Source organism: Prevotella lacticifex (assembly GCF_019973375.1).
Lineage (GTDB): Bacteria > Bacteroidota > Bacteroidia > Bacteroidales > Bacteroidaceae > Prevotella > Prevotella lacticifex.
On the sequence record NZ_BPTV01000001.1, the window covers coordinates 1,046,653 to 1,059,656 of the forward strand.

The 13,004-nt window shown below is 52.5% G+C and carries 13 protein-coding genes; 8 read left to right on the forward strand and 5 right to left on the reverse strand.

Features of this window, described 5'->3' with window-relative positions:
• Window positions 1–111: 111 nt before the first annotated feature.
• From LDN30_RS03865 to LDN30_RS03880, 4 genes are all read right to left on the reverse strand, one after another.
• The gene (locus LDN30_RS03865; RefSeq protein ID WP_223925557.1) at window positions 112–741 is read right to left on the reverse strand and encodes a NanQ anomerase/TabA/YiaL family protein; all 630 of its coding nucleotides are present in this window, start codon (window positions 739–741) and stop codon (window positions 112–114) included.
• A 101-nt stretch (window positions 742–842) separates the two neighbouring features.
• Window positions 843–2,018 carry an MFS transporter gene (locus tag LDN30_RS03870; protein WP_223928759.1) on the reverse strand — a complete coding sequence of 392 codons (1,176 nt, stop codon included), beginning with the start codon at window positions 2,016–2,018 and terminating at the stop codon, window positions 843–845.
• A gap of 23 nt (window positions 2,019–2,041) precedes the next feature.
• Window positions 2,042–2,860 (reverse strand): 3-methyl-2-oxobutanoate hydroxymethyltransferase, encoded by an 819-nt coding sequence (gene panB, locus LDN30_RS03875; RefSeq protein ID WP_223925561.1) that lies wholly within the window; start codon window positions 2,858–2,860, stop codon window positions 2,042–2,044.
• Between the two features lie 73 nt (window positions 2,861–2,933).
• Entirely contained in the window at window positions 2,934–3,551 is a 618-nt protein-coding gene (locus tag LDN30_RS03880; RefSeq protein ID WP_223925563.1) for an HAD family hydrolase, read from the reverse strand.
• A 114-nt stretch (window positions 3,552–3,665) separates the two neighbouring features.
• On the opposite strand from LDN30_RS03880, the gene rsmG reads away from it, so the two are divergent.
• The 7 genes from rsmG to LDN30_RS03915 all read left to right on the forward strand — a co-directional run bounded on the left by rsmG (window position 3,666) and on the right by LDN30_RS03915 (window position 10,290).
• A complete protein-coding gene (rsmG, locus tag LDN30_RS03885; protein WP_223925565.1) occupies window positions 3,666–4,289 on the forward strand; it encodes a 16S rRNA (guanine(527)-N(7))-methyltransferase RsmG in 624 nt (207 codons plus the stop codon).
• On the forward strand, window positions 4,283–4,927 hold the full coding sequence (locus LDN30_RS03890; RefSeq protein ID WP_223925567.1) for an MBL fold metallo-hydrolase: 645 nt from the start codon (window positions 4,283–4,285) through the stop codon (window positions 4,925–4,927). The genes rsmG and LDN30_RS03890 overlap by 7 nt, the downstream gene beginning before the upstream one ends.
• Before the next feature lie 86 nt (window positions 4,928–5,013).
• On the forward strand, window positions 5,014–5,586 hold the full coding sequence (gene ruvC / locus LDN30_RS03895; RefSeq protein ID WP_223925569.1) for a crossover junction endodeoxyribonuclease RuvC: 573 nt from the start codon (window positions 5,014–5,016) through the stop codon (window positions 5,584–5,586).
• Between the two features lie 182 nt (window positions 5,587–5,768).
• Window positions 5,769–7,214 carry an ATP-binding cassette domain-containing protein gene (locus LDN30_RS03900; protein ID WP_223929429.1) on the forward strand — a complete coding sequence of 482 codons (1,446 nt, stop codon included), beginning with the start codon at window positions 5,769–5,771 and terminating at the stop codon, window positions 7,212–7,214.
• 86 nt (window positions 7,215–7,300) lie between these two features.
• Window positions 7,301–7,822, forward strand: coding sequence for a hypothetical protein (locus tag LDN30_RS03905; RefSeq protein ID WP_223925571.1), 522 nt, complete (start codon window positions 7,301–7,303; stop codon window positions 7,820–7,822).
• Between the two features lie 693 nt (window positions 7,823–8,515).
• Window positions 8,516–9,784, forward strand: coding sequence for a PSP1 domain-containing protein (locus LDN30_RS03910; protein ID WP_223928760.1), 1,269 nt, complete (start codon window positions 8,516–8,518; stop codon window positions 9,782–9,784).
• Window positions 9,781–10,290 carry a gliding motility lipoprotein GldH family protein gene (locus tag LDN30_RS03915; RefSeq protein WP_223928761.1) on the forward strand — a complete coding sequence of 170 codons (510 nt, stop codon included), beginning with the start codon at window positions 9,781–9,783 and terminating at the stop codon, window positions 10,288–10,290. Before LDN30_RS03910 ends, LDN30_RS03915 begins: the two co-directional genes overlap by 4 nt.
• Before the next feature lie 67 nt (window positions 10,291–10,357).
• On the opposite strand, the gene LDN30_RS03920 is transcribed toward LDN30_RS03915, so the two are convergent.
• Window positions 10,358–11,449 (reverse strand): AAA family ATPase, encoded by a 1,092-nt coding sequence (locus LDN30_RS03920; RefSeq protein ID WP_223928762.1) that lies wholly within the window; start codon window positions 11,447–11,449, stop codon window positions 10,358–10,360.
• 245 nt (window positions 11,450–11,694) lie between these two features.
• Here LDN30_RS03920 and LDN30_RS03925 point away from each other — a divergent pair, with 245 nt between their 5' ends.
• A complete protein-coding gene (locus tag LDN30_RS03925; RefSeq protein WP_223928763.1) occupies window positions 11,695–12,813 on the forward strand; it encodes a M23 family metallopeptidase in 1,119 nt (372 codons plus the stop codon).
• Window positions 12,814–13,004 lie beyond the last annotated feature (191 nt).

Here is a 13,004-nt window from a genome sequence, read left to right on the forward strand (position 1 = left end):
CCCAAAAACAGACGGGCGGCTCCAGTGAGGAGTCGCCCGTTGTGTTGCTGTTTACGGTTTGTAAGTCTGCGGTGTCGGCGCGTCGGTTTCCGGCGGCAGCCTGTAGCACTTTTAATCCATATACTTCATCTTCACTACAATCACCCTGAAGTGCTGGTCCTTCTTCTTAGTCAGCACTTTAGCCACATGCCAGTCGCCGGGGAAGAAGATGTTGAAGTGTGGGGCTTTCGTTGCGAATACCCATGCTTTCGAGGCATCGTAATCGTAGTGGATGACATCCTTCTTCTCGTCGTAGGCGCAGTTGGGCTTGGTGGAGGCGTCGTGGTCGAGGAGTGCAAAGCCCTCTGTGCCGCTGACGACAAACTGGAAGTCGACTTTCTTGCGGTGACTCTCTGACCCGCGTTCGGCGAGCGGACGGTTGACATCGTCCTGAACGGAGGCTGTCAGCGACGTACCGGGAATGGGGTGCTTGCCCTTTGGAAGCGCTTGGAGGTCAGTGGTTTGCAGCCAGCGGAAGAGAGCGTTCCACTGGGTGCTGTCTTTGGCATACTGGTTGCGGAACTCCGCCATGTTGACAACGCCCGGACTGCCCTTCGTGAAGCCTTTCGACCAAGGGGCGTTGTGGCGGGCCCATTTAGTGGCTGCTTTCACTTCTGAACGTGGGTAGACGGCAGTGAACTGTTGTGCTGCTGCCGTCAGGGGGAGCAGAAGGAAGAGCAGACTGAGAATTTTCTTGTTCATCGATTTAATTAGTTTATAGTTTTAGTAGTTGTTATCGTTCACCGAGGAATATTTTTTTCGTCTTTCGACATTCGGGATACTTCTCTTTAAAGAGTTCGGAATCAACGGCTTTTGTGGGCCATATACCATGGATGGGTGAAGAAATGGTACACGATCATAGTCGCTATGGCCAGGATTAGTCCCACGGTATCAATGGTCTTGTAGTCGGAAAGCCACAGTCCGAGGCACAGCCCGATGGCTATTCCCAATTCCCACGAGAGGAAGAAGGAACTCTGTGCCGTTCCCCGCTGACAGTGATGAGCAAGCTTGATGAAGAACAGCAGGATGCGACTGCCTACGAGTCCTGTGCCCATGCCGATGAGACAGGGTGCGAGATGCTCCACCACGGGCATTCCGCTGCGTGTCAGATAGAGCAGAAGGGCCGCGATGATGAGCAGCGATCCGCTTATAAACTCGCTCTGGAGGTCGGCGTTGACGAAGACAAATTTCTCGGCAATAAGCGCGAGGAGGAGTCCGAGGGCGAGCTGCGAGAAGAATATCGGGTTGTGGATAGCTAACGCGGCCGACATTCCAAGGATGATGGTGACGGGCAGAAGGGTGATGGTGAGGACGAAGCCCTGCGACATGATGAATCGGTCGAGACAGAATACGCGGTTGTCCTCGTCAGGGGTTTTGAACGGAATTTTCGCCAGACCGATGAGTATCAATACGGCAACGTAGGCATACATGCTGAGTTCAGCGGCTATCGTGCCGGTAGGGAAGACGATGGCCGCCAACGGGCCGGCGGCGATGGCGAAACGGCGGAACCATGCCGACACGTAGTTGGCCTCGGTGCGCTGGGCCGATTCGGTGATGTCGATAATCAGTGTGCTGGAGAGTATCATCTGGGCCAGGCCGAAGAAAGCTCCGAACCAGAACATTCCGACAAGTCCGGTGACGTAGAGTGCATAGCCCTTCATGCCGGCAGTGACGAAATGGAGCAGCAAACTGATGAGCGCCATGCCGGCAACGGCTGTCTGGCACACCCGTTTCCGGCGGTAGCGCTGGACGAGATAATGGCAGTAAGGGCCTAAGAGGAATATTCCGAGACCGTAGACCCCCAATATCGTTCCTTGGGCAAGAGAAGAGAGGCCAATACCTGTTGATGTGACGAGCAGGCGCTCAAGTGTTGCCAACTGCATGTAGACAATCGTCGACAGCAGAAAATTGGCAAAGACGAGGAACCAGAAGTCGCGATGCCACAAGCGGATATGTATTGGTGTGTTCTGTGTGTCCATAACGAATGAGTATTTATTGAGAATTAGTAACTCTCGCTTTCATTTGGGAAGTCGACAGTCTTCACGGCCTTGCAGTAGGCACTGACGGCATCCTTGAAGCCCTGCCCCAATTCGGCAAAGTGGCGTTGGAATTTCGGCTTGAAGCCTTCGGTCATTCCGAAAGCATCGGTGTAGACGAGCACCTGACCGTCGGTGTAGGGTCCGGCACCTATTCCAATCGTGATGCCGTGTATGCTCTCGGTGACCGTTTTGGCCAATTGTGCCGGTACTTTTTCCAGCGTGATACCGAAACATCCTGCCTCGTCGAGGGCCTTGGCGTCGGCAAGGAGCTTCTCGGCCTCGGCTTCTTCCTTGGCGCGCAGCCCGTAGCCGCCCAACTTATGTATGCTCTGCGGGGTCAGTCCGAGGTGGCCTTCGACGGGAATACCGGCCGCGATAATGGCTTTGACGGTATCGAGAATTTCAATACCACCCTCGAGTTTCAGGGCGTCTACGCCTGTCTCCTTCATTATTTTGACGGCGTTGCGCACACCTTCCTCACGGCTTACCTGATAGGAACCGAACGGCATGTCGCACACGACGAACGCATGATTGCAGGCACGAGCCACGCCACGGGCCATAAAAATCATCTCGTCGACGGTAATCGGGAGTGTGTCGGCATTGCCGGCAACAACATTTGAGCCCGAATCGCCCACGTGAATGGAGTCGATTCCGGCCTCGTCGAAGAGTTTGGCGGTAGTGTAGTCGTAGGCCGTGAGCTGGGCAATCTTCTCGCCGTTGGCCTTCATCTGCAATAGGGTGTTTACTGTAATCTTCTTTTTATCAGTACTTAAATAAGCCATTTTATGTTGTTTTTTCGGGTGCAAAGGTACACATTTATTTACACATTGAGTAAAGTTCGTGCACAAAAGCGTTTCAGCCCTTCTTCAGGAGCGGTTTGTAGTCGGCAATGACGCGATCGCAGTAGGGTGCGATAGCGTCGGCACTGTTCGTCGTGGCGAGCCCTATGACATAGGCTCCGCTGGCGCGTCCGGCTTTCAGACCGTTGAAACTGTCCTCAAAGACGGTACATTCGGTGGCGGCAAACCCAAAGCGGGCGGCGGCAGTGAGGTAGCAGTCGGGCGACGGCTTGCTCTCGCGGAAGTCCTCGCTGGTGAGGATTGCGTCGAAATAATCCTTCACTTCAGGACGCTGCCGGTACAGAGCGTTCATCTTGTCGCGATTGGAACTCGTCACGATGGCAGTCTTTACGCCCGCAGCCCGCAGCTGAAGAACATAGTCGACGAAACATGGGACGTAGTTGAACTGCATGTGAGTCTCGAAGTCGTTGAGCCTCTGCGTGATAGACTCCTGAACATCGGGACGGTCGGCGAAATACTTTTCATAGATTTCAACGAGTGTCGAACCCTTGATTTTCTCCTCTAATCCGTCGTTGCCGGGGTTGTACTCACGGAATATTCCGCCCCAGAAGATAGTGTACTGAGGCTCAGTATCGAAGACGACCCCATCGAGGTCGAATAAAGCAGCTTTCATCTTTTTACCTTAATTTATTACTATTTGCGCTGCAAAGTTACGAATTTTCTTCGTAACTTTGCGCTCAGAGTTGTTTTATTAACAGTAGGCCCACGGGCCAAGAACAAGAAATACATGGAAGAAATACTGAAATATTTTCCTCTGCTTACTGCTGAGCAACGCCGTCAGATAGCCATGCTCGATGCCCTCTACCGCGACTGGAACTCGAAGATTAACGTCATCTCGCGCAAGGATATCGACAATCTGTACGTTCATCACGTGCTGCACTCATTGGCAATAGCAAAGTTCATCAGCTTCAAACCCGGCACACGGGTACTCGATTTTGGCACCGGCGGCGGTTTTCCGGGCATTCCCCTCGCCATCATGTTCCCCGAGGTGTCGTTCCGTCTCATCGATGGTACGGGCAAGAAAATTCGTGTCGCCACGGAGGTCGCTACGGCTTTGGGATTGAAGAACGTTGAGGCTGTCCATCTGCGCGGTGAGGAGGAGAAAGGAAAATATGACTTCATAGTTTCGAGAGCCGTCATGCCTCTGCCCGATTTGATGAAGATTGTCAGGAAAAACATTGGCGCGAAGAGTGTCAACGCCATAGAAAACGGGGTTATTGTGCTCAAGGGCGGTGACATAAAAGACGAGATTAAGCCTTTCAGCCATATCGCTGAGACTGAAGAGATAAGCCAGTGGTTCAGTGAGGACTGGTTCAACGAGAAATACATTATATATATACCGAGATGCTGAAAATACAGAGATTCGTTTGCAATATGATTCGTGAGAACTGCTATGTGGTCAGCGATTCCACCGGCGAGTGTGTCATCATCGACTGTGGTGCATACTATGAGGAGGAGCGTCGGGCCGTCGTCGACTATATCCGCAGTAACCATCTCACACCCAAGCACTTGCTTGCTACTCACGGTCATGTCGATCATAACTTCGGCAATAATACCATCGCCGACGAGTTCGGGCTGAAAGTGGAATGCGGCAGTGGCGACGAGGGGTTCATGAACGACCTCAAAGGTCAGGCCGAAAAAATGTTCAATGTTGTCGTCGACTACGATTTTCCGCCAATAGGCCATTTCTTTACTAATGAGGAAGTTATCACCTTCGGCGACCATAAGTTTGCCACGATAGCCACACCGGGTCATTCGCCCGGCGGCACTACATTCTACTGTGCTGAGGAGAAGGTAGCTTTCACCGGCGACACCCTTTTCCGCAACAGTATCGGTCGAACCGATTTCGACGGTGGCTCGATGTTCATGATGATAAACAGCCTGCGGGAACTGGCTCAGCTTCCCGACGATACGACAGTGCTCCCTGGCCATGGCGATGCCACTACTATCGGAGCAGAATTGGCTAACAATCCATACATGGACCGCTGATGCTTGCGGACACAAAGGAAATAGGGTAATGGCCTGTAACAGAATGGATTGTAGGGTCTCGAAAGTGAGTAGTGGTCTGTAACAGAATGGATTACAAGAATAACGAGAAAATAATATTGGGCATCGATCCGGGCACCAATGTGATGGGATACGGCGTGCTGAAGGTGAACGGCAACAAGGCTGAGTTGGTTGTCATGGGGGTCATCGACATGCGCAAGGAACGTGATGTCTACCTCCGGTTGGGGAAGATTTTCGACCGCGTGACGGGCATTATCGACGAGTATCTCCCCGACGAAATGGCCATTGAGGCACCGTTCTTCGGCAAGAATGTCCAGTCGATGCTCAAGCTCGGAAGGGCTCAGGGGGTGGCCATAGCGGCGGCCATACACCACGGAGTGCCCATTCATGAATATGCGCCGCTAAAGATAAAGATGGCCATCACGGGCAACGGACAGGCTTCGAAGGAGCAGGTGGCGGCAATGTTGCAACGGCTGCTGCACCTGCGCGACGACCAACGGCCTCACTTCCTCGACTCCACCGATGCCCTCGCGGCCGCCTACTGCCACTTCCTGCAGTCGGGACAGCCCGTGGCCACGGGCAGACACTACGGCAGCTGGAAGGATTTCGCTCTGAAAAATAAGGATAAGGTTCACTCGTAGCCGCCACCTCAACACATGGATTGTGGACTGCGGCCGTGGCATAGTGGTAAAAATAACAATAACGCTATATGGACAACACAACGGTAAACAACGGGACAACGGCAAAAAAACCGCTGCAAGAGTCTGATAATGAGACTGAAAGCAAAAGGTTCATAATAAGAATTCGCGATGGCGTATGCCGTATGCCGAAATGGCGCATGGCAGAGCCTGTCAATTTTGAGAGTCTCGACGGCGAGCACATAGCCATCGTGGGACCCAACGGCGGTGGCAAGTCGATGCTCGCGGATATCATCGTCGGCAGGCATCCGCTGCTCATGCGCGACCCCGAATATGACTTTTCGCCAAGCACGAAGACCATGGTCAGCGAGAATATACGGTACATAACGTTCCGCGATACCTACGGCGGCGACAACGACAAGACTTACTATCTGCAGCAGAGGTGGAACCAGATGGAAATCGACGGCACCACGCCGACAGCCGGCGACAAGCTCGAAGAGGCTTTCAAACTTGCCGGCGACGACACTCCCGAGCGCAGAAAACTGCAACAGCACATCTATAATCTCTTCGGAATGCAGAAGTTGCTCGACAAATATGTCATCCTCCTCTCGAGCGGTGAACTGCGGAAGGTGAAGGTGGCAACGGCACTCTTCAGCGACCCGAGGGTGCTGATAATGGACAATCCGTTCATCGGTCTCGACGCCGGAACGCGTGATCAGCTCAAGACTCTGCTCACCGCGCTGGCCCACGAGCGCAGTCTGCAAATAATTCTCATACTCTCGAAGACCGACGATATTCCCGATTTCATCACTCATGTGGTGGAAGTAAAGGATATGAGGGTTGGAAAGAAGATGACATTACAGGAATACCGCGACACGCGGACTCCCGTTCCGCCACATATTCTCGATGATGCCAAGGCTCGGGCGATAGTGGCAATGCCCTATACCACAGGTGATTACAACGTCGACGAGGTGGTGCGCCTGAATCGGGTGAGCATCGTCTACGGCAAACGTACAATCTTGAAGGCCCTCGACTGGACGGTGCACAACGGTGAGCACTGGGCCCTGAGCGGTCAGAACGGTGCCGGAAAATCGACGCTCCTGAGCCTCGTCTGTGCCGACAACCCGCAATCCTACGCCTGCGATATAACCCTCTTCGGACGGAAACGCGGGTCGGGGGAGAGCATCTGGGACATAAAGAAGCACATAGGCTACGTCTCGCCTGAGATGCACAGGGCCTACAACCGCAATATGCCGGCAATTAACGTGGTGGCAAGCGGACTGAAAGATTCCGTCGGACTATACGTCAAACCCACCGGCGACGACATCGACAGGTGTAAGTTCTGGATGGATGTGTTCGGACTTGAGGGCAAAGAGACGAGCTCTTTCCTCGAACTCTCGAGTGGTGAGCAGCGCCTGACACTGTTGGCGAGGGCTTTCGTGAAGGACCCTGAGCTGATAGTCCTCGACGAACCGCTCCATGGCCTCGACAACTTCAACCGGCGGCTCGTCAAGGATGTTATTGATACGTTCTGCCGGCGGCGCAACAAGACCCTCATAATGGTGTCGCACTACCGGGAGGAATATCCATCGTGCATCGACCACGAGATTCGTCTCGTACGCCACGATTAAACCGAAAAGGAATGAATTCTACTGCCGTCGGAGGCTTATTTGCTCCGTCCGGCACAATATTTACATAGCTAACAACAGATTTACAGATGAAACATACAATCGTCATCCTGCTCATGCTCGCCATTGCTGCCACCGGAATGGCCCAGGAAACGCAGCCGAGAGTGTTCCAGCAGATTTACAACAGTGCCATGAAAACGGCCAACGACCCCGGCGCTCCCATGCCCGAGAGAAAGGCGGCGAGCTTCCGTGCCGATGCTGTCAACTACCTCAGCAACCGCACTCTGTCGGAGATTGCCGATACGACGAAAGCTCTTAAACCAGAGGAAATTGCTGCTCTCAACAGTCAGCTCGACTCTATGGCTTACTTCATGTACGACTATGTCAATATTTTCAACAAGGAGTATTCGAGGGCTAAGGGCCAGAAGGATAAAGCACGCGTGCTGAGGCTCTTCCGTGAGGTGAGCATCAACAATCCTCTCTATAACGATCCCGACCGTCAACTCGTCTTAGCCTACTACAACCGTGAGGACTTCCTCACCCAGTTCTCCCTCGACACCAACTGGGTCAAGGCCGTCGGCGAGGTGAAGAAGCGGCTTAGAGAAATGTAATGTCAGGCCTGCGGGCCTCGTGATGATAATGGTCAGTCCCCTTCGTGGCACCGGACACGTCGTTGTGCGGTGGCGCGAAGGGGATTTTTTGTGCAAAGGAGGGGTGGGGAAGATATAAGGCGGGTGAGGGATGGTGGTGCTCAGAAAACTGGCTGGAAATTGATCTGAAGGTGCGAAATATATTTACAGCGTTTCAATATGTATCGTTCGGGCTTGCGAAACGGCCTGTTTCAGCGTCTGAAACGGTCCGTTTCGCAGTCTAAAACGGCCTGTTTCGCAACGCAAAATGGCATGATTTGTAAGTTGTTGATAATCAGATGGTAACAAAGGCGATATCAGAATACGTTCGGACTGAAATACTTTTACATTTGGATTCTGATTTTATTGCACGATTTCGCTGTTGTTTCAATAAGGAATAATGGGATGATTAAGGGATAAATTTGGTGACGGGTGGTAATCGGATGGCATCATGGTATAAGGACATTGGGATGATACCTGCCGTTATTACGGTTCCAGCGGAGGGGGAGGAGGGTGCGCAATGACGGGGGAAGATGAGGTAGGTGATGAGTTGGAAAGGGGGCTGGAGGGTGATATGTAGCGTGGTTAATTGTCGGTAATTTGGTTTTTTCTCGTCGTAGATTTGAGATTCTGCCGAATTTTTTGTATTTTTGCACGTTATTACGATAAAGCTTTATGGACTACAATAATATGAATTATAAACTCTGGCACGGATGCGACCGTGGGTTGTGCAGCTGCGCTTGTGGCCGTCAGGACCATCAGCTCAACACTTACGACTGGCTCGCCGACGTGCCGGGCAACGCGGAAAGCACTGACCTTGTGGAGGTTCAGTTCAAGAATACGCGCAAAGGATACTATCATAACGTCAATCATTTGCCTCTGGCGAAAGGTGATTATGTGGCTGTGGAGGCCAATCCCGGTCATGACATCGGTGTGGTGACGCTCACGGGACGGCTTGTCTTGTTGCAGATTAGAAAGGCCAATCTCAAGAGTGCTGACGACATCAAGCGCATATACCGTAAGGCCAAGCCTGTGGACATGGACAAATACCGTGAGGCTAAGGCCCGTGAGCACGCCACGATGATTGAGAGCCGGAAGATAGCCAAGGGACTCGGCCTCGACATGAAGATTGGTGATGTGGAATTCCAGGGCGACGGCAACAAGGCAATATTCTACTATATCGCTGACGAGCGTGTCGACTTCCGGCAGCTCATCAAGGATCTTGCCGCTGCTTTCCACGTGAGGATAGAGATGAAGCAGATAGGTGCGCGGCAGGAGGCCGGACGCATCGGCGGAACGGGACCTTGCGGCCGCGAGTTGTGCTGCGCCACATGGATGAAGAATTTCTCTACCGTTTCGACGACATCGGCGCGCATCCAGGACCTCTCGCTGAACCCGACAAAATTAGCAGGCATGTGCGCTAAGCTTAAATGCTGTCTGAACTACGAGGTCGACGAATATATCGAGGCACGCAAAGAACTGCCGAGCAAGGAGATCGTTCTTGAGACGCAAGACGGTGAGTATCACCTCTTTAAGGTTGATATCCTCAGTGGCCTGTGTACATATTCTACCGATAAGAAGCTCGCCGCCAACCTCGAGATGATCAGCGCGGCCCGTGCCCGTGAGATTATCGAGATGAACAAGCGTGGCGAAAAGCCGTTGTCGCTGCAAAGCGACGGCAATGTGAAAAAGCCGGAGAAGCCTGTTGACATTCTTGCCAACGACGATATCGCCCGTTTCGACAAGACGAAGAAGCGGAAGAAAAAGAAGCAGCGCAAGACGGCCGAGAAAGGCCAGAACGCAAAACCGGCTGACAACGGCGGTAAGCCCAACGGCAAACAGAACGGTAAGGCGGCCGGAAGAGGTCGTCAGGCCGACAAGGCTGATACGAAAAAGAACGCCCCCAAACCGGCGGCTAAGACGGGGAACGGCCCTGAAGAATGATGAGAAGGAAAGCGATTTTTTCTTTCATGGCACTGATGCTCGCGGGTTTCATGCTCGTCGGCTGTAACATCGGGTACGTCTATGACCGTTACCGGTCGGTCGACGTAAAGGGATGGAACCGCGCCGATACCCTCGACTTCAACGTCGGACGGTTGCCGGCCGGTGAGTATGACCTTTGTGTGGGGTTCCGGGCCACGTCCGACTATCCTTACAAAGAGCTCGGTTTCGATGTCGACTGCACTGTTTACACTAAGCATAAGACGGCTGCCGGCAAGGACAGTCTGTCGTTCCGTGAGATTCACAAGAGGGAGAAATGTCCCGTCTACGACGATGCCGGGCGCATGGTAGGGCGTAGCGGTGTCAGCTGCGACGACTTCAGCTATCGTTTTGGACGCCTGAAGGTGGGCGAGAACGATTCCGTCGTAGTGTCGGTGACGCACGGTATGAACCAGGAGGTTATGCCGGGGCTGATGCAAGTGGGCCTGCAACTGATGAACAGACAATAAACGAGAAGTGCCGCAGTAGGGATAATCCTAACTGCGGCACGGTCTTATATATAAATAGGTGGGGACGCTATTTCTTCAGTGCGATGTTGTAGTTGTAGAACTCCGTCTTGCCAGTGATGTCCTCAACGACCTTAATAAATGGCGGGAAGTTGACGGTTTCGGTGTCTTCGACGCCTTTTGTCTCCAATATCATCAGCCCCGGCTGGGGCGACAGAAACTCGTCAAGCTCGAAATATTGTCCTTTCCAGATGAAGCTGCGGCGGTGCTTGTGAACCGTCTGGCGGTAGGGGTCGGCCTGCTGGAGGAGCGAGTCGTAGACGTTTTCCGTTATTTGCCGCTCTATCTCTATCTGCTCGTTATTGGTGTTGCGCTTGCGTGTTGTGAGCACATATACGTTCTGCCCCTTCCAACAACGCTGGCGCAGACGCGCCTCCACGCCGGGGTCGGCCACGAGGTAGGTCTGGACAATGTCGCTGTCGATGGGGTTGCGGATTTCGCCGACGACCTCGACAATGTATTTTTTCTCGTGCTCGATGGGCTGGGGGAGTCCTAAGACATTCGAAATTTCCTTTATTACGCGCTTGAGTTTATTGTCGAAGTTCTCGTGGTTGTTGATTACCCGCAGGTGGGGATGACCGGTCCAGGCGTCGATGACGCGCTTGTCGAGGATGCGGGCCTGCTCTATGCCCTCGTAGCGCTTGGGAGTGTTCGTTGTGGTATAGTACTTCTCGGCTCCGTCGGCGGCAGAAACGAGGTGGAGAACAGCGTCGTAGCGGTGCTCGCGGAGCTCGTCGGTCGATGTGCCTACGGACCGCGTTATCTGCTCCCATGTGGCCGGATCCATGTAGGCTGAGATGTCCATGGCCCCGCGGTCACAGATGATTACTGCCGGCTCGTCGCATTGCTGGGCCATCTTCATGAACTTGTCCTCAAGGGCAAGCTGTATCTCGAGAGTGGCTTTCTCGCCCTCGTAGAAGAGATTCTTGTTCGGCGTGAGATAGTCCATGCCCGCCTGGATGAAGAGGGTGGGGACCTCCGGAATGGTGAACACCTTGTAACCGCGGCTCGTAAAGTGCTCAATGATCTTCACGAGCGCTGTTGTCTTACCGGCACAGGGACCACCGGTGAGGACGATTTTCTTTATAGTCTTTTCTGCCATCGTGTAGCTTTATTATCTTTTCTGTAGTCATGAACTGACAAAAGGACCGGTGAGCAGCCAGAGAAACATGCCGATGACCGTAAACAATAGGGTCCGGACGTGATTCTGACGGAATGAATTATTGTTCAAGATGTCGGTCCAGTGACAATTATTCGGTACAAAGTTAATAAAAAGTCGGTATATACAAGAAATTAATAATTAAATTTTGTATCTTTGCAAGCGAAAGTTGTGAAACTAAATGAGTTATGAAATTAATTCCACATTACATCTTACTTGTCTCGGCTCTCTTCTTGGCTACATTCGATATGGCCGCACAGACGGCATTCTCGGCCGTTGAACAACAACAAATCAGTGTGAAGACACCGGGTCTTTTCGATAAATCGGACAAATTCGAGATTGACTTCAAGGCTTTGCCTTCGACGGCCTACTCCTTTCCTTTGCCTGTCGGAAAGGCAAAACTGATGGCCAACCAGGCCCTTGAAATTTCCACGCAACCCGGTGATATCGTCCTGTCGATGTTCCCGGGCACCGTCCGCATGTCGCGGCGTCTGGCACAGTATGGTAATGTAGTGGTCGTTCGCCACGACAACGGCCTCGAGACGGTTTACGCTCACAACGATCAGAACCTCGTGAAAGTGGGACAGCGAGTAGCCGCAGGGCAGAAAGTGGCCATCGTCGGGCGCGACGGCGGAAGGACGTATTGCCTTTTTGCATTGCTTGTCGACGGCAGATGGATAAATCCTACGACTATCATCGATATCGCAAGTCATCGACTGCGGCCACAGACGGTAGAGTTCAGAAAGGAGAAAAACTATGTTAATGTGGCGGTGGTTGACAGCAAGAAGAAAATCAGGTCGCTCGACCCTGACGATGCTGTGACTGGTCTGTTAGCCGACAACAAGACCTTTCAGCTTGATTTAAAGGGTATTGAGAGTGAACATTGGTCGTATCCACTCGCCGGAGCCCATGTTATCAGTCCTTACGGCGGTCGGGGAAAGCGGCCACATTCGGGTGTCGACATCAAGACTCGGCCCAACGATAAGGTCCTGGCGGCCTTCGACGGGGTTGTCGTCCAGTCAGGGCCATACTTCGGCTACGGCAATTACATTGTCATAAAGCATGCCTATGGATTCTCGACATGCTACAGTCATCAGTCGCGAAACTACGTCAGAGTGGGGCAGAAAGTCAAGGCCGGACAGGTGATTGGCCTTACGGGCCGCACGGGAAGGGCGACGACGGAACATCTGCACTTTGAGGTGAGGTTCAACGGGCGGACTCTTAATCCGAATATCATATTCGATCACGTCAACCATAAACTCAAGGCAAGCGTCCTGACAATAGGCAAGAACGGACTCGTGAGATAGACCGATAATAGCAGAAAAGTGTCTCTGCGACAGTCGGATACAGGTTCCGATGTCGTAATACAATTGCGGATGCTGACTTGTCGGGAACGTTGATTCAAGTTAAAAAGAAATTAGATTTTAGAAATTTCGAGGTTTTATCTTGTAAAATCAGATAAAACTTTGTATTTTTGCAGTCTTAAAGGTAAAAGGAC

Bases quoted from the DNA above. Each gene is read 5' to 3' on its own strand.
- LDN30_RS03865 (WP_223925557.1), bottom strand. From the start codon at position 741: ATGAACAAGAAAATTCTCAGTCTGCTCTTCCTTCTGCTCCCCCTGACG.
- LDN30_RS03870 (WP_223928759.1), bottom strand. From the start codon at position 2,018: ATGGACACACAGAACACACCAATACATATCCGCTTGTGGCATCGCGAC.
- panB (WP_223925561.1), bottom strand. From the start codon at position 2,860: ATGGCTTATTTAAGTACTGATAAAAAGAAGATTACAGTAAACACCCTA.
- LDN30_RS03880 (WP_223925563.1), bottom strand. From the start codon at position 3,551: ATGAAAGCTGCTTTATTCGACCTCGATGGGGTCGTCTTCGATACTGAG.
- rsmG (WP_223925565.1), top strand. From the start codon at position 3,666: ATGGAAGAAATACTGAAATATTTTCCTCTGCTTACTGCTGAGCAACGC.
- LDN30_RS03890 (WP_223925567.1), top strand. From the start codon at position 4,283: ATGCTGAAAATACAGAGATTCGTTTGCAATATGATTCGTGAGAACTGC.
- ruvC (WP_223925569.1), top strand. From the start codon at position 5,014: ATGGATTACAAGAATAACGAGAAAATAATATTGGGCATCGATCCGGGC.
- LDN30_RS03900 (WP_223929429.1), top strand. From the start codon at position 5,769: ATGCCGAAATGGCGCATGGCAGAGCCTGTCAATTTTGAGAGTCTCGAC.
- LDN30_RS03905 (WP_223925571.1), top strand. From the start codon at position 7,301: ATGAAACATACAATCGTCATCCTGCTCATGCTCGCCATTGCTGCCACC.
- LDN30_RS03910 (WP_223928760.1), top strand. From the start codon at position 8,516: ATGGACTACAATAATATGAATTATAAACTCTGGCACGGATGCGACCGT.
- LDN30_RS03915 (WP_223928761.1), top strand. From the start codon at position 9,781: ATGATGAGAAGGAAAGCGATTTTTTCTTTCATGGCACTGATGCTCGCG.
- LDN30_RS03920 (WP_223928762.1), bottom strand. From the start codon at position 11,449: ATGGCAGAAAAGACTATAAAGAAAATCGTCCTCACCGGTGGTCCCTGT.
- LDN30_RS03925 (WP_223928763.1), top strand. From the start codon at position 11,695: ATGAAATTAATTCCACATTACATCTTACTTGTCTCGGCTCTCTTCTTG.